Source organism: Caulobacter sp. (assembly GCF_035254145.1).
Taxonomy (GTDB): domain Bacteria; phylum Pseudomonadota; class Alphaproteobacteria; order Caulobacterales; family Caulobacteraceae; genus Caulobacter.
Genome location: NZ_DATFAV010000046.1, coordinates 1 through 17,822, shown reverse-complemented (window position 1 = coordinate 17,822; position 17,822 = coordinate 1). Strand labels below are relative to the sequence as shown.

The 17,822-nt window shown below is 67.5% G+C and carries 16 protein-coding genes; 6 read left to right on the top strand and 10 right to left on the bottom strand.

The genetic code is table 11. The annotated features are described in order from the left end of the window. Both VJ655_RS02495 and VJ655_RS02490 read left to right on the top strand, forming a co-directional pair. Positions 1-739, top strand: a 739-nt coding sequence (locus VJ655_RS02495; protein WP_324097908.1) for a PepSY-associated TM helix domain-containing protein, incomplete at its 5' end; no start/stop codon positions are given. Between the two features lie 160 nt (positions 740-899). After that, positions 900-1,829, top strand: coding sequence for an alpha/beta hydrolase (locus VJ655_RS02490; RefSeq protein ID WP_324097906.1), 930 nt, complete (start codon positions 900-902; stop codon positions 1,827-1,829). A 129-nt stretch (positions 1,830-1,958) separates the two neighbouring features. Here VJ655_RS02490 and VJ655_RS02485 read toward each other — a convergent pair whose 3' ends face one another. The 4 genes from VJ655_RS02485 to recA form a co-directional block, all read right to left on the bottom strand. Then, complete coding sequence (locus tag VJ655_RS02485) at positions 1,959-2,522, bottom strand: hypothetical protein (protein WP_324097904.1); 564 nt, start codon at positions 2,520-2,522, stop codon at positions 1,959-1,961. 136 nt (positions 2,523-2,658) lie between these two features. Further along, the gene (gene alaS / locus VJ655_RS02480; RefSeq protein ID WP_324097902.1) at positions 2,659-5,301 is read right to left on the bottom strand and encodes an alanine--tRNA ligase; all 2,643 of its coding nucleotides are present in this window, start codon (positions 5,299-5,301) and stop codon (positions 2,659-2,661) included. Positions 5,302-5,444: 143 nt separating this feature from the next. After that, entirely contained in the window at positions 5,445-5,879 is a 435-nt protein-coding gene (locus VJ655_RS02475; RefSeq protein ID WP_324097900.1) for a lysozyme inhibitor LprI family protein, read from the bottom strand. Positions 5,880-6,204: 325 nt separating this feature from the next. Further along, positions 6,205-7,275, bottom strand: coding sequence for a recombinase RecA (recA, locus tag VJ655_RS02470; protein WP_324097898.1), 1,071 nt, complete (start codon positions 7,273-7,275; stop codon positions 6,205-6,207). 262 nt (positions 7,276-7,537) lie between these two features. On the opposite strand from recA, the gene VJ655_RS02465 reads away from it, so the two are divergent. After that, positions 7,538-9,145 carry an EAL domain-containing protein gene (locus VJ655_RS02465; protein WP_324097896.1) on the top strand — a complete coding sequence of 536 codons (1,608 nt, stop codon included), beginning with the start codon at positions 7,538-7,540 and terminating at the stop codon, positions 9,143-9,145. Positions 9,146-9,187: 42 nt separating this feature from the next. On the opposite strand, the gene VJ655_RS02460 is transcribed toward VJ655_RS02465, so the two are convergent. Further along, positions 9,188-11,011: a DUF885 family protein gene (locus VJ655_RS02460; protein WP_324097894.1), complete on the bottom strand. Its 1,824-nt coding sequence runs from the start codon at positions 11,009-11,011 to the stop codon at positions 9,188-9,190. Positions 11,012-11,119: 108 nt separating this feature from the next. After that, positions 11,120-11,497 (bottom strand): nuclear transport factor 2 family protein, encoded by a 378-nt coding sequence (locus VJ655_RS02455; protein ID WP_324097892.1) that lies wholly within the window; start codon positions 11,495-11,497, stop codon positions 11,120-11,122. 68 nt (positions 11,498-11,565) lie between these two features. Between VJ655_RS02455 and VJ655_RS02450 the strand changes: the two genes are divergently transcribed. After that, a complete protein-coding gene (locus VJ655_RS02450; RefSeq protein ID WP_324097890.1) occupies positions 11,566-12,102 on the top strand; it encodes a GNAT family N-acetyltransferase in 537 nt (178 codons plus the stop codon). A gap of 6 nt (positions 12,103-12,108) precedes the next feature. Here the strand turns inward: VJ655_RS02450 and phaH are convergent, their stop codons facing one another. From phaH to VJ655_RS02430, 4 genes are all read right to left on the bottom strand, one after another. Further along, positions 12,109-12,774, bottom strand: coding sequence for a phasin PhaH (phaH, locus tag VJ655_RS02445; protein ID WP_324097888.1), 666 nt, complete (start codon positions 12,772-12,774; stop codon positions 12,109-12,111). Positions 12,775-12,859: 85 nt separating this feature from the next. Next, positions 12,860-14,140 (bottom strand): chromate efflux transporter, encoded by a 1,281-nt coding sequence (gene chrA / locus VJ655_RS02440; protein ID WP_324097887.1) that lies wholly within the window; start codon positions 14,138-14,140, stop codon positions 12,860-12,862. A gap of 1 nt (position 14,141) precedes the next feature. Next, positions 14,142-14,963 carry a 23S rRNA (adenine(2030)-N(6))-methyltransferase RlmJ gene (gene rlmJ / locus VJ655_RS02435; protein ID WP_324097885.1) on the bottom strand — a complete coding sequence of 274 codons (822 nt, stop codon included), beginning with the start codon at positions 14,961-14,963 and terminating at the stop codon, positions 14,142-14,144. Positions 14,964-14,971: 8 nt separating this feature from the next. Further along, positions 14,972-15,955, bottom strand: a complete 984-nt coding sequence (locus VJ655_RS02430) for a YafY family protein (RefSeq protein WP_324097883.1) — start codon at positions 15,953-15,955, stop codon at positions 14,972-14,974. An 84-nt stretch (positions 15,956-16,039) separates the two neighbouring features. On the opposite strand from VJ655_RS02430, the gene VJ655_RS02425 reads away from it, so the two are divergent. Beyond that, the gene (locus VJ655_RS02425) at positions 16,040-16,390 is read left to right on the top strand and encodes a hypothetical protein (protein WP_324097881.1); all 351 of its coding nucleotides are present in this window, start codon (positions 16,040-16,042) and stop codon (positions 16,388-16,390) included. 340 nt (positions 16,391-16,730) lie between these two features. Beyond that, positions 16,731-17,822, top strand: a 1,092-nt coding sequence (locus VJ655_RS02420) for a TonB-dependent receptor plug domain-containing protein (RefSeq protein ID WP_324097879.1), incomplete at its 3' end; no start/stop codon positions are given.

Sequence of the window (17,822 nt, the reverse complement as noted above, 5' to 3'; positions counted from 1 at the left end):
TTGGACGCTCGACTGCTTCGTCGGCTTCTATTTGACCCTGCCGTCCCGCGCATCGGCCCAAGGCCGGAATGGCGGGAGCGGCAAGAGCTTCTGGAGCCGCTGGAAACCGGCCTGGCAGATCAAGACCAAGGCCAGCGCCTACCGGATCAACTTCGACATCCACCGGGCGTTCGGCCTGTGGCTGTGGGGCGTGCTGTTCACCGTGGCCTTCACGGCCTTCTCGCTGAACCTCTACAGCGAGGTGTTCTATCCGGCGCTCTCAAGGATCTCCAAGACCACGCCCGGTCCGTTCGAGCTGCGCGCGCCCGCGCCGCTGGACCGGCCGATCGTGGCCGGGCGCACCTACGCCCAGGTGATCGATACAGCCCAGGCTGAAGCGAAGTCGCGCGGCTGGACGGTCCCGGCCGGCGGCGCCTTCTATTCTCCGGCCTATGGGATCTATGGCGTCGGCTTCTTCGAGCCGGGCGGCGACCATGGCGCGGCCGGGGTCGGGCCGCCCTATCTGTATTTCGACGGCCAGACGGGCAAGCTGGTCGGCCAGCGCCTGCCCTGGGTCGGGACCGCCGCCGACATCTTCGTCCAGGCCCAGTTCCCATTGCACTCAGGCCGGATCCTTGGCCTGCCGGGACGGATCCTGATCTCGCTCACGGGCTTCGTCGTGGCCGCGCTCAGCGTCACCGGCGTGGTGATCTGGGCCAAGAAGCGCAAGGCGCGTGTGGCGCGGCGGGGAAAAGGCTGAGGACCAGAGCGCGACCGTCCGGGCGCCATCGAATTGTCGTTTCCTCCAATGACGCTGCACTGGAGCTTCAAGGGGATAAGCGATGCGTCTTGGTGTCTGCCTGCTGGCGTTGGCCTGCCTGTCACCGTCTTTGTCGTCGGCCCGGGAGACGCCCCCGAAAATGTCGGCTGGCAGCAGTCCGCGGATGCTGGATCGGCGGCTGATCGACATCGGTGGCGGCCGACGGCTGAACATGGTCTGCATCGGCAAGGGCTCGCCTACCGTGGTCTTCGATCAGGCCCTGGGCGGGACGATCTTGGATTGGCAGTACATTCAGGCAGAGATCAGCAAAACCAACCGCGCCTGCTTCTATGATCGCGCGGGCTATGGACAAAGCGACGCCTCGGACAAGCCCCGCACCCCACGTAACGTCACCGATGATCTGCACGCCCTGCTGCGCAAGGCTGGGGAACGCAAGCCGATCGTGCTCATCGGGCACTCGATCGGCGGCCGCTATGCGACCTACTACTATGAGCGGTTCCCGGCCGACGTCGCCGGCATGGTGCTGGTCGATCCGGGCTTCTACGGCCAAGACGACCTGAACTTGTCTGCTGGCGAGCAAATGTTGTTCGACGGGCTGCGGACCAAGGCCTACGAAAAATGGTCGAACTGCGCCGCCAAGGCGCGTAGTCACGAGATCACGCTGGAGGCCCCGCAGGGCTGCTTCGGAGCGAAGCTGCCCTACTACACGCGCGACGAGGCGGCGCGGATGCTGCCGGTCTACCAACGCCCCGAACGGTGGGAGACGATCGCTTCGGAATACGGCCACATCGACGAGGACAAGGGGCCTCATAAGGACTGGGGCGACCTGCCTTTGGCGGTGCTGACGCGGACCAAGTTCACGCCCACGCCCGGCGCGTCGGACGCCTTCAACCAATCCGTTGAAGCGGTCTGGAAACGCGGGCACGCGGCGCTGGCCGCGCGATCCAGCCGGGGTGAGGCGATCACCATCCCGAATTCCGACCACTACATGCAGGCCAACCAGCCTGAACCCGTCCTGGCCGCGATCCAAAAGGTCTTGGCTGAGGTTAGGGCCAGTTCTCCACGATAACTCGCCCGGAGATAGCTTCCTTGGACGCCGAAAAGCGCGAGCCAGCGACATCCAAGGAGGGGGAGAGCGGATCTGGCGGTCGCGTCCGCTACGGCTCTAGAGCCGACCTTCCTACCGGTCCATGTCGGCCTATCGTGTCGCCGGCCCCTGCCCGGTCAGCAGGCTCGAGGTCGCCGCGCCGCCGGGCTTGCCCTGGTCGCCGGCCTTCCAGCCAGCGGGGCAAGGACCCAGCCGATGATAACGACGGGCCTGGACCACCTTGCCGCCAGCGGCCTGCAGCGGCTGCAGGGCGAAGCGGACGGTGAAATCGTCGGGCGTCTTGCGGCTGGTCGTCACGTAGAGGCCGTAGCGGGCGCCGCCCACCTGGCAGCGACCGACGTGCTCGTCGGCGCGGTCAGCGGCCGGCTTGCCATAGGGTTCGCAGGCCGCGCCGTTCACCCGGGGCTCGACGCGCGTGAAGGACTCGACCAGTTCCGGGTTGGCGCAGACGTCGGTCGCGCCGGTCTGGCCGCCGGAGTCCTCCACGACCTCCACCCGCCACAGCGAGGGTGGGGCCAGCGATTGCGCCTTGAGGGATGGCGTCTCTTGGGATGGCGCCTGGGTCTCGCCGCTCTTCGGTCCGCAACCGCCGAGGGCGAGCAACAAGCCGGCGATCAGCACCGTTGTTCCCATCTGGCTTGTTCTGAACGCCATTAGCCCCTCCGGAATGAACTACATTCGTAATTCTACTGGGCGCTCGTGCTTGAGGTCCGTCAAGCCGCCTCACGAGAGGTCATGAAAAAGGGGACGCCTTTCGGCGCCCCCTGTCAATTCCAGGCGTGACTTTCGGCTAGCCCGCCAGCGCCGCCTTGACGGCCGCCAGGCCCTCCTGGGCCTTGCTGTCGTCGGGCGCGCCGCCCTGGGCGAAGTCGGCCTTGCCGCCCGCGCCCTGGCCGCCCATGGCGATGACGGCGGCCTTGGCGAGGTCGGCGGCGCTGAACTTGCTCGTCAGGTCGGCGGTGACCGCCACGGTGACGGCGGCCTTGCCGTCCGACGTGCCGACCAGGGCGACGACACCCGAGGTCAGCTGCTTCTTGAACTCCTCGGCGACGCCGCGCAGTTCCTTGCCACCGACGCCGTCCAGGACGCGGGCGATCAGGGCCACGCCGTTGACGTCTTCCGGACCCGAGGCCGCGCCGCCGCCGCCCAGGGCCAGCTGCTTCTTGGCGTCGGCCAGTTCCTTCTCGAGGCGCTTGCGGTCGGCGATCAGGGCGTCGACGCGGGCGCCGACCTCGGCCACCGGCGTCTTGAACTGGTCGGCCAGCGACTTGGCCACGCCCGCCTGGTCCAGCAGGAAGCGGCGGGCCGCCTCGCCGGTCAGGGCCTCGATGCGGCGCACGCCGGCGGCGACGCCCTGCTCCGAAACGATCTTGAACAGGGCGATGTCGCCGGTGCGGGCCACGTGGGTGCCGCCACACAGTTCGACCGAATAGGCCTTGGACTCGTCGGTCAGCGACTTGCCCAGGGTCAGCACGCGGACGCTGTCGCCGTACTTCTCGCCGAACAGGGCCACGGCGCCGGCCTCGATGGCCTCCTGCGGCGCCATTTCCTTGGTCTCGGCCGGGACGTTCTGGCGGATAACCGCATTGACCTCGGCCTCGATCTTGTCGAGCTCCTCGGGCGTCAGCGGGCCGCCGTGGCTGAAGTCGAAGCGCATGCGCTCGCCGTCGACCATCTGGCCCTTCTGGGCGACGTGCGGGCCCAGCACATGGTGCAGGGCCGCGTGCACCAGGTGGGCGGCCGAGTGGTTGGAGCGGGTCGTCTGGCGGCGATCGGCGTCGACCGAGGCCACGACCTGGTCGCCGACCTTCAGCTCACCCGACAGCTCGACGCGGTGGACGAAGAGTTCACCGGCCTGCTTCTGGGTGTCGATAACGCGGTTCTCGCGGCCGTTGGCCTCGATCACGCCGGTGTCGCCGGCCTGGCCGCCGCTTTCGGCGTAGAAGCTGGTGCGGTCCAGCAGGACCTCGACGGTCTCACCGGCGCGGGCGGCCTCAACTTCGGCGCCGTCGACGACGATCGCCTTGACCACGCCCGTGGTCTCGGTGGTCTCGTAGCCGACGAAGTTGGTGGCGCCGGCCTTTTCCTTGATCGAGAACCAGGCGGCGGCCGCGCCCTGCTGGCCCGAGCCGGCCCAGTTGGCGCGCGCCATCTGGCGCTGCTTTTCCATGGCCGCGTCGAAAGCGTCGGTATCGACGGTCAGGCCCTTGGCGCGCACGGCGTCCTGGGTCAGGTCCAGCGGGAAGCCGTAGGTGTCGTAGAGCTTGAAGGCGGTCTCGCCGTCCAGCACGCCGCCGCTCGACAGGTTGGCCGTGGCCTCATCCAGCAGGCCCATGCCGCGGCCCAGGGTGACGCGGAAGCGCTCTTCCTCCTGGCGCAGGGTCTCGACGATCGAGGCTTCGGCGCGACGCAGCTCCGGATAGGCCTGGCCCATCTCGCGGACCAGGGTCGGGGCCAGGCGGTGCATCAGGGGTTCGTTCGCGCCCAGCAGATAGGCGTGGCGCATGGCGCGGCGCATGATCCGGCGCAGGACGTAGCCGCGGCCTTCGTTCGACGGCGTCACGCCATCGGCCAGCAGGAACGAGGACGAGCGCAGGTGGTCGGCGATCACACGGTGCGACGGAGCCTGGTCGCCCTCGGCCTTGACGCCCGTCAGCTCGACGCTGGCGGCGATCAGGGCCTTGAACAGATCAACGTCGTAGTTGTTGTGTACGCCCTGCAGCACGGCCGCGACGCGTTCCAGGCCCATGCCGGTGTCGATCGAGGGCTTGGGCAGCGAGACGCGCTCGCCGCCGGCCAGCTGCTCGAACTGCATGAAGACGAGATTCCAGATCTCGATGAAACGGTCGCCGTCCTCGTCGGGGCTGCCCGGAGGGCCGCCGGCGATCGAGGGACCGTGGTCGTAGAAGATTTCCGAGCACGGGCCGCAAGGGCCGGTGTCGCCCATGGACCAGAAGTTATCGTTGGTCGGGATGCGGATAATGCGATCGTCCGACAGGCCGGCGATCTTCTTCCACAGGTCGGCCGCCTCGTCGTCGGTGTGGTAGACCGTGACCAGCAGCTTTTCCTTGGGCAGCTTGAACTCGCCGGTCAGCAGCGTCCAGGCATGCAGGATCGCCTGCTCCTTGAAGTAGTCGCCGAACGAGAAGTTGCCCAGCATCTCGAAGAAGGTGTGGTGGCGGGCCGTGTAGCCGACATTGTCGAGGTCGTTGTGCTTGCCGCCGGCGCGGACGCACTTCTGCGAGCTGGCCGCGCGCGGATGGGCGGGCGTCTCGGCGCCGGTGAAGACGTTCTTGAACGGCACCATGCCGGCGTTGACGAACAGCAGGGTCGGATCGTTCTGCGGCACCAGTGGCGCGGACGGCACGATGGCGTGGTCGGCCTTGCCGAAGTAGTCGAGGAAGGTGCTGCGGATCTCGTTCAGGCTGGGCATGAGCGTCTCAAGTCTGGGCGTCCGGCGAGCGGCCGGGAGTCGCGCGCTGCATAGCGCGGTTTTTCGCGAAGTGGAAACCGAGTCAGGAGATGGGGCCACCATCATGAGCGGCAAGACCTTGATCTTCGGCCAGTCGCCGAGGACTAATGCTCCCGCTCGGACACGAGATCGTCGAGATCCGGGCGCGGCAGGATCACGGGCGTACTATCGGGATAGGTCAGCCAGTCGCGCCACAACGAGAAGGTTCGCAAACGCGTTAGACGGATCCTGCATTCCAGCTCGAAGCTGGTCCGGATCGTCCCCTCGCGCCAATAGTCGTGGAGCGCCCCACATTCGGCGTCGCTGTAGGCCCGCCAAACCTCTTGCGCGCGCACCAAGCCGGAAACCGCGTCGTTTGCGGCCGGACTCTGTTCGGCTTTTAGCCGTTTCACAGCCGCTTCGTAGTAGCGTTTCATCTCGCCGTCGAAACCCTTGAGCGCTTCGTTCAGGCATTCATTCACTTCGACCGTGGCCCTGGCGTCCGGACACGACGGCTTCGGCGCGCTCGCGAGCGCCAGAGCGAAAAGCAGAGCAGCCAAGAAGGTCCCTCCGAGGAAACGCGAATACCGTCATATCCGCCCATCCAGAGACTTGCCCCCTTTTGGGCGTCAAGCGAGTACGGACATCCTCGCGAAAGACGCAGCGCCTAGAGCGGCGCTTGCCGCGCCATTAATCCAAGCGGCCTTTCCCAACACTTCATTGGGAGATTTCGCGTCTTAAGCTTCGCCCTCCAAAGAAATAGGCCGCCTGGCATGGGGTCCAGGCGGCCTGATCGCGGCCCTCGCGGCGGGTGCGCCGCGGGCGTGTTGAAGGCGGGGACCGCCCGAGGCTGGGGCGAAGGCCGCGAAACCTTCGAGGCGAGGCTTAGTCTTCCTCGCCCTCCTCCGGACCGCCGACCAGGAGCTCTTCCTCGATCTTTTGCGACGACTTGCGGACCGCCGCCTCGATGTTGCCCGCTATGTCCGGATTGTTCTTCAGGAACTCGCGGACATTGTCGCGACCCTGGCCGATGCGCTGGCTGCCGTACGAGAACCACGACCCGGCCTTCTCGATGATGCCGGCCTTGACACCCAGGTCGATGACCTCGCCCAGCTTGGAGATGCCCTCGCCGTACATGATGTCGAACTCGACCTCGCGGAACGGCGGAGCCACCTTGTTCTTGACGACCTTCACGCGGACGTTGTTGCCAATGATCTCGTCGCGGACCTTCACCGAGCCGGTGCGGCGGATGTCGAGGCGCACCGAGGCGTAGAACTTCAGCGCGTTGCCGCCCGTGGTGGTTTCGGGGCTGCCGTACATCACCCCGATCTTATGACGGATCTGGTTGATGAAGATGACGATGGTGTTGGCCTTGTTGATCGAGGCCGTCAGCTTGCGTAGCGCCTGGCTCATCAAGCGGGCTTGCAGGCCCGGCAGGCTGTCGCCCATCTCGCCTTCGATTTCGGCCTTCGGCGTCAGGGCCGCGACGGAGTCGATCACGACGATGTCGACCGCGCCCGAGCGCACCAGGGTGTCGGTGATCTCCAGGGCCTGCTCGCCGTTGTCGGGCTGCGAGACCAGCAGACTGTCGAGATTGACGCCCAGCTTGTGGGCGTACGATGGATCCAGCGCGTGCTCGGCGTCGACGAACGCGGCCGTGCCGCCCGCCTTCTGGACCTCGGCCACCACGTGCAGGGCCAGGGTGGTCTTGCCCGAGCTTTCCGGACCATAGACCTCGATGATCCGGCCCTTGGGTAGGCCGCCGATGCCCAGCGCGATGTCGAGCCCGAGCGAGCCGGTGGAGACGGACTCCATCTCGACCTTGCCCTTTTCGCCCAGCTTCATCACCGAGCCCTTGCCGAACGCGCGGTCGATCTGGGCGAGAGCCGCCTCCAACGCGCGTTGCTTGTCGCCTTCTTCCTTGCCCACGAGTTTCAAAGCCGCCTGACTGGTCATTGATGTCCGCCCTCTATCCCATGATTCCGGTCGCTCGCCCGGCGCTTCCCGCGCCAGATCCCAACGGCCTGTGGAACATCCAAATGCGTACATGCTTTGTTCCAAGTTCGCAAGATGTTCTCCCCGTCAGAAACGTCCGTTTCTGACGTATGCCGCCGATCGCGAGAAAAAGCTGGAAATCGAAGCGTCCAACCCTGGTTTTGCAACCGCTCCTTAAGCCCCTTCATGGGAGCTTGAAGGCCCGTCTTGGAGAAGACCGCTCTTGTCGATCGATCCACGTCGCCTGTTAGGCTTGGCCTTCGCCAGCGCGGACCTCCTCGTGGAGTTGCGCGACGGCCAGGTGCGCCTGGCCCTGGGCGCGGCGCAACGGATCATGGGCCGAAGCGAAACCGCCTTGATGGGCGTGGCGTGGAGCAGCCTGTTCCACCCCGACGACCGGCCGCTGATGGACGCCGTGCTGGCCAGCGCCGACGACGGCCTGCGTCGCGGCCCCCTCGTCCTGCGCCTCGCCGACGACGAAACGCGCCATGTCGGCGTCATCCTGCGCGCCCTGCCGGAGAACGAGGGCCGAATCTCGTGCGCGATCACGGTCGCCCAGGCCTCGGTCCCCGCCTTGAAGCCAGGCGAACTGCAGCCGCGCGAGTCGTTCGACGACATCGCCAAGGGCCTGTTCGAGGCCGCCCGCGTCACCGGCATGGAGCTGGAGCTGGCGATGATCGAATTCGCCGGCCTGGGCGCCATGCGCGACGGCCTCTCGCCCAGCGAAGCCGCCGAACTGGACGTCCGCGTGGCTGGCGCCGTGCGCGCCGAATCCCATGGCGGCTCGGCCGCGACGCGCCTGTCGCAGGACCGCTTCGCCCTGGTCAGGTCGCGGGACGACCGCCCCGAGAACATGCTCAAGCGCCTGAGCGAGATCGTCAGGACCGAAGCCAGCGCCCACGTGGTGCCGCTGGACAATGCGGCGAGCCCGGCGCGAGCGCTGCGCGCGTTGCGCTACGCTCTGGACGATTTCCTGCGCGAGGGCCTGAAGGACGGCCCGCCCGCCAACCTGACCGAAGCCATGAACCGCTCGGTCAAGCGCACCCTGGCCCAGGCCGGCGCGTTGAGCGCGGTCGTCAGCCAGCGCCGGTTCAGCCTGGCCTTCCAGCCCGTCGTCGCCCTGTCCACGGGCCAGGCCCATCATCACGAGGCGCTGATGCGCTTCGAGGACGGCGCCAGCCCCTTCGCGATGATCCGCATGGCCGAGGAGTTCGACCTGATCGAAGAACTCGACAAGGCCGTGGTCGAACAGGTGATCAAGCGCCTGGCCAACGACTCCGATCGCAAGCTGAAGCTGGCGGCGAACATCTCCGGGCGCACGATCGGCAGCGACAATTTCGTCGACCAGGTCGACCGGCTTCTGGCGCGCTACGACGAAGCCAAGGGACGCCTGATCTTCGAGATCACCGAAACCTCCGCCATCGACGACCTGGCGCGCGCCAACCAAAACATCGAAGCCCTCCGCTCGATGGGTTCGATGGTGTGCCTGGACGATTTCGGCGCCGGCTCGGCCTCGTTCGCCTACCTGCAGCAACTGAGCCTTGACATCGTCAAGATCGACGGGCGCTACGTGCGCGAACTGGCGGACAACAGCCGCGACGGGGCGATTGTCCGTCGCCTGGTGCAGCTCTGCCGCGACCTCAAGATCCGCACCGTCGCCGAGATGGTCGAGACGCCGGAGGTCGAAGACATCGTCCGCAACGCCGGCGTCGACTTCGCCCAGGGCTGGCTTTACGGCAAGGCCGCCGAAAAGCCCTTGCCGGCCTTGCGCCCCACCACGCCGGTCCGCGCCATGGCCCGGCGCGCCGGCGCTTCGGAAAGCTGGGGGTAAGGACGCTTCCTCCCCTTCACGAGGAGGAAGCGCGTTTCAAGTTCAGGCCTTGCCGCCCTTGGCGACGATGTAATTGTCGACCACCCGCTCCAGCACCGTCAGCGGGGTCATGCCCGAGAGCAGGCCCGCGTCGTGGAACTCGCGGATATCGAACTTCTTGCCGAGAGCTTTCTGGGCCTTGGCGCGAGCGCGCAGCCAGGTGATCTTGCCGATCATGTAGCTGCAGGCCTGGCCCGGCCACACGACATAGCGTTCGATCTCGGTGATCGTGCCGCTTTCCTCGTCGCCCATGGTCTCGGCCATGTACTTCACGGCCTGCTCGCGGCTCCACTTCTTGTAGTGCATGCCGGTGTCGACCACGAGGCGGACGGCCCGGAACAGGGCGTCGTGCAGCATGCCGATGTGGCCGCGCGGGTCGTTCTTGTAGATGCCCATCTCGACGGCCAGTTGCTCGGAATAGAGCGCCCAACCCTCGGCGTAGCCCGAGAAGCCGACGACCTTGCGGATCAGCGGCAGGCCCTTGGCTTCGTTCGACAGCGAAAGCTGCAGGTGGTGGCCCGGAACGCCCTCGTGCACCGTCAGGGTGGTCAAGGTGTACTTGGCCTGCTCGGCCGTGTCGCGCAGGTTGATCCAGTAGATGCCCGGGCGTTTCCCATCGAGCGAGGGTGAGTTGTAGTAGCCGCCGGGCGCGCCGGCCTCGATGGCCTTGGGCACGCGGCGGATCTCCAGCGGCGCCTTGGGCAGCTGGCCGAAATAGGCCGGCAACTGCTTCTGGATCCAGGCGGCCTTGATGTTCAGATCCTTGATCAGCTGTTCCTTGGCCGGATCGGTGTTCGGATAGATGTCCTTGCCGAGCTCGGCCATGCGCTGGCCGACCGTGCCCTTGGACATGCCGATGCTCTTGAACAGCTTGTCGGCCTCGTCCGAGATCGACTTCACCAGGTCCAGGCCCAGTTGGTGGATCTCTTCCGGCTTGAGGGTCGAGGTCGTGTAGTTCTTCAGCGAGACGGCGTAGTAGTCCGCGCCGTCCTTCAGACGCCAGACGCCAGCGTCGTGCGTGGCCTTGCCCCGGATGCTCTCCATCAGCGCGATCTGGCGCTTCAGCGCGGGCAGCACCGAGTTCTCGTAGACCTTCGAGGCCTCGCCCGCCCAGTCGCCGGCGATGTTCTTTTCCTTGGTCCGGCGGGCGATCGACTTGACCAGCGGCGCCTCGGCCGTCGGGGTGTCGGCGAAGGCCTTCATCTGGACCAAGGTCTTGTCGATGATGAAGTCCGGCGGGATCACGCCGTCGGCGACGTCACGCTTGGCGATCGCCGTCTCCTGATCCATCAGGCGGGCGAAGCCCTCCATCCGCGACAGATAGGCGTCGGCGTCAGCCTTGGTCTCGATGGCGTGCTGGGTGTCGAGAAAGTCCGGCATCGACTGGTAGGAGCCAGTCAACTGGCTCAGCACGTACGGCGCGCCCGAGCCGCCACCGGCGTAGCTGAACTTCTTGTTGCCCTCGTCCTGCACCGCCAGCACGAACTCGACGGTGTCGTAGTTGACCGCGTCCATGCCTTGCAGGGCGCGGCGGTCGATCGAGCGCAGGGCGGCCAGTTGCTTGCTGGTCTGGGCCGCGCCGGCGTCGATGGCGGCGAACGAGCGGTCGGTCAGCAGGCCCTTCGTCCAGGCCAGATCGCCGGTGTCCAGGCCAAGGCTCGTGGCGGTCTCCGGCGACTGGCGCAGTTGCAGCGCCATGATGTCGTCGAACAGGGCGTTGAGCTTGGCGACCTCGCCTTCGCGCGCCAGGGCCAGCGACGGCAGGCCGCCGGTCGCGGCGAAGCCCGCCGCGGCGGTGGCGAACATCATGTGACGACGATTGAGCAAGGCTTTTCCTCCCCAGGGCCAAATTCGAGAACGAAGGCGTAAGGCCGACGCCCGACAGGGCGAAATTAATTCCGAGTCATCTGGCCGCGTCCAGCCTTCCCGCCCAACTCAGAGCAGAGTCACGAACAGCTCGTTCTCGATCACCCATTGGCCGGTGACCTTCTTCCAGGTGGCCAGATAGGTTCCGGACTGTTCGGGCGCGTTCTTCCAGGACCCCACCCAGCGACCGCGCTCGGCCGCCCGGGTGCCCTCGGCGTTGAGGGCGATGTCCTCGGTGGTGCGCACATAGGCCACGAAACCCCTATCCGCGAACTGGCCGGCGAAGGCGGCCAGCACGTCCTCGGCGCCGAGCAGCAGAGAGCCGTCGCCGGCGATCAGCGTGACGCGGGGGTCGAAGAACGGCCGCAGGCGCGCGGCGTCCTTGGCGGCGATCAGCTTGTTGGTCAGCTTGCGACGGGCGGCGATAGCGTCGGCGGGCGTGGTCATGGGGTCTTTCCTGGACGTCGGGTCGGTGTAGCTTGCCGCGCGTCCGATCCGCAAACCCCCGCCGTCCAATGCCCGCACCGACGCTCGCCACGCCCCGCCTGACCCTGACGCCGCCGACGCTGGCGGACTTCGAGGACAGCCGCGCCATGTGGGCCGATCCCGTCGTGGTCCGCCATGTCGGCCGCCGCCCGTTCACCGAGGAGGAGAGCTGGACGCGTCTGATGCGGGCCAGAGGTCTCTGGGAAATGCTGGGGTTCGGCTACTGGGCCGTGCGCGAGACCTCGACCGGACGCTATGTCGGCGAAGTGGGTTTTGGGGACCTGCGCCGCGAACTGGAGCCAAGCCTTTATGGTCTGCCCGAGATGGGGTGGGTGCTGGCGGCCTGGTCGCACGGCCAGGGCTTCGGAACCGAGGCGGTCCGGGCCGGGCTGTCCTGGATAGACGAAACCCTGGCGCCGGAGGTCGTGCCCAGCATCATCGACGTCGAAAACGCCGCCTCGATCGCCCTGGCGATCAAGGTCGGGTTCCGGCTCAAGACCCATGCCACCTATCGTGGCGCGCCGATCCTGGTGATGGAGCGACGGCGCGACACGGACCCGGACTGAGCGAGGTCAGTCCGCTTCGACGCCTGCGGCGAAACGCTTGGCCTGGGCGATCCAGGCGTCGCGCTCCGCGCGGCCCTTGAGGTTCAGTTGCTCGTCGACCGTGGCCAGCTCGTCCGGCGTCCAGGCGGCGATCTGGCTGAAGCGGGTGACGCCCAGCTCGGCCAGCGACGCCGCGAGCTTGGGGCCGACCCCGACTAGGCGGGTCAGATCGTCGACGGTGGCCTCGGTCACTTTGGCGGCCGGTTCGACGACCTCCGACGCGGTTTCTGTGACAGCCTCGACCGCCTCGACGCTCGCTTCGCTGACGGATGCGACAACAGCGACCTCCGCCTCGGCGACGGCTTCGGTCACCTCTTTGGTCGCGTCCAGCATCGTCTCGGCCGCCTCGACCGCCGCGGCGACCATCTCGACCACCGGTTCGGGCGCGGCCTCCAGTTCCGCCTCGGCTTCGAGCGCCGGCGCGACAGGCTCGGGCGCCAAGGCCAGAACGGCCTCGAGGTTCACGGCCTCGCGCCAGCGCGAAGCCCACCACCAATAGGCCGCGCCTGCGGCGGCGGCCCCGCCGAACATCAGCCACAGCGGCGAGACAGCCCCGACGACCACCCGGGGGGCGGTCTCCGGCGCGATCTTGTCGGCCTGGAATTCAGGAAGGAAGGAAGACGAGGAAACCATGGCGCGCTCCTGGCAACCGCGATTTTTGTGCGTCGCAGCATAACACAGAAACCATGTTCGCAATCGCAAAAATAATGACGTTAGGTCAACTTAGGCCGACGACCTTCAAGGCCACCCCCGCCGCCACCAGCACGGCGATCATGGCCAGCATCGGAAGGCGCGTGGCGAAGACCAGCGCCAGGGCCAGCCCGGTAAGCCCCAGCGCCGCGTAGTCCAAAGTGGCTGGGTCGGGCAGCATGAGGCGCAGGACGCCCGCGACCTCCAGCGTATGGCCCGCGCGGAAAAGCAGGTGGAGGGCGAACCACAGGGCCAGCTGTCCGATCACGCCCACCGCCGCGGCCGAGATCAGGGCCAGCGCCCTCGCCGGTCGCGGTCGGCGCCCCCAGCGCTCGAACAGGGGGCCGCCAGCGAAGATCCACAGGAACGAGGGCGCGAAGGTGGTCCACGCCGCCATCAGCCCGCCTAGCAACCCCAGCAGCCAGGCCCACTGCGGCGCGGCGGTCTGAAAGGCGCCGACGAAGCCGACGAAGACGAAGACCAGGATCAACGGCCCGGGCGTGGTCTCGGCCAGTCCAAGCCCGTCCAGCATCTGGCTCGCCGACAGCCAGCCGAACGCCGAGGCCGCCTGGCCCAGATAGGCCAGGGCCGCATAGGCGCCGCCGAAGCTGATCACCGCCAGCCCGCCGAACGCCAGCCCCATCCAGGCCAGGGTCGAACCCGGCGCGACCAGCCAGGCCAGGCCGATCGGCGCCAGCCACAGGGCCAGACAAGCCAAGGCGGTTCGCCGCTGGCCATTCAGCGGCGCGGCCGGCGAGACCGGTTCGCCCGTATCCTTGGCGCTCGCCCAGCCCAGCACGCCGGCGGCCAGCACCACCAGCGGGAACGGCACTCTGGTGAAGGCCAGGAGCGCAAAGGCCGCGCCGCACACAAAGGCCGCCAGGCGATCCTTGATCGCGCGCCGGCCGATCTTGAGCAGGGCCTGCAGCACCAGGGCCACCACCGCCGCCTTCAGGCTCAGCAGCACCGGCCCAGCCCAGTCCGAGCGGCCATGGACCACGTAGAGCGCCGAAAGGCCCAGCATGACCAGAAGACCCGGCAGCACGAACAGAAGACCCGCTGCCACGCCGCCCCGGATCCCGTGCAGGCGCCAGCCGAGCCAGGTCGCCAGCTGCTGGGCCTCGGGTCCAGGCAGCAGCATGCAGAAGCTCAGCGCCCGCGCGAACTCGGCGTCGTCGACCCAGGCGTGGTTCTCGACCACTTCCTTGTGCAGCAGGGCGATCTGGCCGGCGGGACCGCCAAAGCCCAGCAGACCGATCTTCAGCCAGACTCGGAGGGCCCGGGCGAAGCTGGGTGGGTTGACGCTCAAGTCAGGTCCGCCAGACGCGCGAACGACCGCCAGCCTCGCCCAGGCGCGCGGCGATCCAGTCGCCGGCTTGGGAAGCCGCGCCGTCAACCGAGGACGGCGCCCCGATCATCACCATGGCGCAGCCGTTCATCTTCATGGGATCCGTGAGGGCGCGCAGACGAAGCTCGGCGACTAGCAGGTTCTCCGTGACGGTTTCCATCGCGCGGAGGAAGGCGTCGAAGGTCTCCAGGTCCTTGATCGGCAGCCAGATCGCCAAGGCCGCATCCGGCGCGCGGGCCAGGACGGCGCGGGTGGTCGCGACGATCCGGTCGTAATCGTCCGGCCGCTCGAACGGCGGGTCGATGATGACAAAAGCGCGCCCGCCCCTGCCCGCCTGGGTCGCGGCTGTCTCGAAGCCGTCGGCCTGCGAGGCCTGGGCGTTGACGTAGGGCGCCAGGATCTCGCGCAGCAGCGCCACGTCGTCGGGCCGCAACTCGCAGCCAACGTAGCGGTCGCCCTTGTGAAGAGCGCGGGCCAGCAGCAACGGCGAGCCGGGATAGAGATCTCCCGCCTTGCCGCCGTTCATGGCGTCGACCGCCTTGAGCAGCGAACCAAACACCGCCGGCGCGTCGCTCGCCGCCTTCAGCCGGAAGATCCCCGCCTGGGCCTCGCCGGAGCGGCGGGCCATCTCGCCGGAAAGATCATAGCCACCAGCGCCGGCGTGGGTGTCGATCACCGCCAGCGCCTGACTCTCGCCCTGCAGGGCCGCGAGCATGGCCAGCAGGATCGCGTGCTTGTGCAGGTCGGCGAAGTTGCCGGCATGGAAGGCGTGGCGGTAATTCATCCTCGTCCCTACCACGCCCCGTGCGCGCGGCCAGCCTCGCGAAGCTCCTGGACCATCATGTCCCTCAAGACCTGGGGCGCGACGATCTCGATGTCGCCGCCCCAGGTAAACAGATGCCACGACAGCTCGCGCATGCCGCCGGCCCGGAAGGTGACCAGCACCGAGCCGTCCGCCTCCTGCGCCACCTTCTGGGTGGCGTGGAAGCGCCAGCGCAAGGCGTCCTCGGCACGACTGGGCTTGATGCGCAGCACCACGTCCTGGATCTCGTCGTGATAGACGCCGAAGCTCTCGTCGGCGAAGGCCTGCAGCGAGAAGTCCTGGGGGGGCGAGGCCGGCTTGTCGAGCACCGTGAGGTCGCTCATCCGATCCAGGCGCCAGGATCGCGGCTTACCGCCCTTGCCTTCCATCGCCACCAGATAATTGCTGCGTCCGAACAGGACGCCCAGCGGCGTCACCTCGCGCGTCCGGCCCGGCGTGCTGCCGCCCTCGTAGCGGAACGACAGGGCCGAGAGCCCCTTGATCGCCGTGCGGATCGCGGCCAGCACCGCCGCGTCCTCGAACGGACGTGGGCCCGCGTGGACGGCGATGGTCTCGGCCTGGACCAGCGCCTCGACATCGGGGGCCACCCGCCGACGGGCCGAGCCGCGTAGCGCCGAGAGCAGCTTGGCCTCGAGGGCATAGAGCGAGGCGGCGCGCGCCTCCGCGCCCGAGGCCTTGTAGGAATCCGCCGCCGTGCGCAGCGCCGCCAGCTCCTCGGCGGTGGGCGTCTGGAACACGCCATCCAGGCCCGACGGGATGCGAAAGCGCTTGGTAGGCGGATCGTCGATCGCCTCCATCTGCGGAAAGGCGGTCCAGACCGCGTCGCGCATCCGCTCGGCCGTGCGGCGGCCGACGCCCAGGGCCTGGGCCATCTCGTCCAGGGTCAGCCCCTCGGCCGATCCGGCCAGCATCCGGGCCAGGTCCAGAAGTCGTGTCGCTTTTTCGTGTCTCATATGGTCCCCACAAGGACGCACAACTTACGACCGTTTCTGTCGCAGCGCCCGCACAATCTGCATGGGTCGAGACTGGAGACCCTGATGTCGCGCTTCGCCTGCTCCCCCTGGACCGTCGCCCCCGTCAACGCCGCCATGGTCGCGGCCGTGCTCGACTTCGCCGACATCCACCGCGACCTTGGCGGCGGCCGCACGCTGCGTCGGATCAGTCACGAACGCGCCGCCCGCGCCGACATCTTTCTACTGCTGGGCCGCGACGCCGAGCGGGTCACCGACATCGGCCTGGTCTGGAACGACCGCGAGGACCAGATCGTCCGGATCACCGACGACGCGGAACTGCGCGATTCCAGACTGACCGCCTGGGAAGAAGCCTTCGAACTCTTCGAGACCGAAGAGACCGACGAAATGGCGCAGCCGATGCGCCTCTGCGCCTGAACCTGAGCGTCGCTGGCCGCCACGACGCGACTTCCGCGCGCGTAAGACAACGGCGTTCTGCCTAAATTCCGAGATCAGCCGCCGCGCAAAACGGCGCCCACCGGGCGTCGGCGCGGTTCTGGCGCTTTCCGGCCCGCCTCGCATTGCCGAACGCCGAAACTTTGACCCCCAATGAATAGATCGGCCCATTGCCGATACCTTTAGTGCCCGCGTCAAAAAATCATAATCGTCGGGAGAAAAACGCCATGAAGATGGGAATCGTCGTGCGTCAATAAATAGAATGAGGGGGTAATTAATGAATCGGCCTTTCAAGCCCGCCCTGTTGGCGGGTATTTCTGCCTTGTCAATTACTGTCGGATACTCTGCATCGGCCTTCGCGGCCGACCCAGCGGCCACGCCGCCCGACCAGACCGAAGTCGACACCATCATCGTCACCGGCACGCGCCAGACCGGCCTGCGTGTCATCGATAGCCCCGCCCCCGTCCAAGTCGTCGACACCAGCACGCTCGAGCGTACCGGCGCGGTGGACCTGCGCCTGGGCCTGGCGAACCTGGTGCCATCGTTCAACGCCCAGGCCTTCGGCGGCGACACGGCCAACCTGACCCTGTCGGCCCGCCTGCGCGGCCTCTCGCCCAACCAGGCCCTGGTGCTGGTCAACGGCAAGCGCCGCCACACCACCGGCAACCTCGCCGTGCTGTCGGGCGTCTACCAAGGCGCCGCCGCCGCGGACCTTGGCTTCATCCCGATGGCCGGCATCGGCCGCATCGAAGTGCTGACGGACGGCGCGGCCGCCCAGTACGGCACCGACGCTATCGCCGGCGTCGTCAACATCATCCTGAAGAAGAACCCGTCGGGCGGCTCGATCTCGGCCACGGGCGGCGAGTATTTCGACGGCGGCGGCAAGACCGGTGGCGGCTCGGTCAACATCGGCATGGCGCCGACCGAGACCAGCTATCTGAACATCACCGTCGAGGCCAAGTACCACGGCTTCTCGAACCGCGGCCTCCCCGACCAGCGCGTCTTCAACCCGGCTAGCCCCAGCTATTCGGCCGCCAACAACGCCGTCGAAAGCAAGATCCCGGGTTATCCGAACCTGAACCTGATCTCGGGCGACGCCCGGTACCGGATGCAGAACCTGGCGTTCAACGCCGGCGTCGAATTGCCCGGCGACTTCGAGCTCTATTCGTTCGGCACTTATGGGCACAAGGATGCTTCGGCCTACGAGAACTACCGCCGCTACAACCGGATCCAGGGCAAGCAGGGCGCGGCCGACCGGCCCTTCCCGCTGGGTTTCAGCCCCCGCGAGCGCATCATCGAGGACGACTACGGCCTGACCTTCGGCCTGTCGGGCAAGGTGGTCGGCTGGGACGTCGACCTGTCGTCGACCTACGGCAAGGACGCCATCGAGGTCCGCGTCGAGGACTCGGCCAAC

Excerpts from the sequence above, each read along its gene's own strand:
- VJ655_RS02490 (WP_324097906.1), top strand. The coding sequence starts at position 900 with ATGTCGGCTGGCAGCAGTCCGCGGATGCTGGATCGGCGGCTGATCGAC.
- VJ655_RS02485 (WP_324097904.1), bottom strand. The coding sequence starts at position 2,522 with ATGGCGTTCAGAACAAGCCAGATGGGAACAACGGTGCTGATCGCCGGC.
- alaS (WP_324097902.1), bottom strand. The coding sequence starts at position 5,301 with ATGCCCAGCCTGAACGAGATCCGCAGCACCTTCCTCGACTACTTCGGC.
- recA (WP_324097898.1), bottom strand. The coding sequence starts at position 7,275 with ATGACCAGTCAGGCGGCTTTGAAACTCGTGGGCAAGGAAGAAGGCGAC.
- VJ655_RS02455 (WP_324097892.1), bottom strand. The coding sequence starts at position 11,497 with ATGACCACGCCCGCCGACGCTATCGCCGCCCGTCGCAAGCTGACCAAC.
- VJ655_RS02450 (WP_324097890.1), top strand. The coding sequence starts at position 11,566 with ATGCCCGCACCGACGCTCGCCACGCCCCGCCTGACCCTGACGCCGCCG.
- phaH (WP_324097888.1), bottom strand. The coding sequence starts at position 12,774 with ATGGTTTCCTCGTCTTCCTTCCTTCCTGAATTCCAGGCCGACAAGATC.
- rlmJ (WP_324097885.1), bottom strand. The coding sequence starts at position 14,963 with ATGAATTACCGCCACGCCTTCCATGCCGGCAACTTCGCCGACCTGCAC.
- VJ655_RS02430 (WP_324097883.1), bottom strand. The coding sequence starts at position 15,955 with ATGAGACACGAAAAAGCGACACGACTTCTGGACCTGGCCCGGATGCTG.
- VJ655_RS02425 (WP_324097881.1), top strand. The coding sequence starts at position 16,040 with ATGTCGCGCTTCGCCTGCTCCCCCTGGACCGTCGCCCCCGTCAACGCC.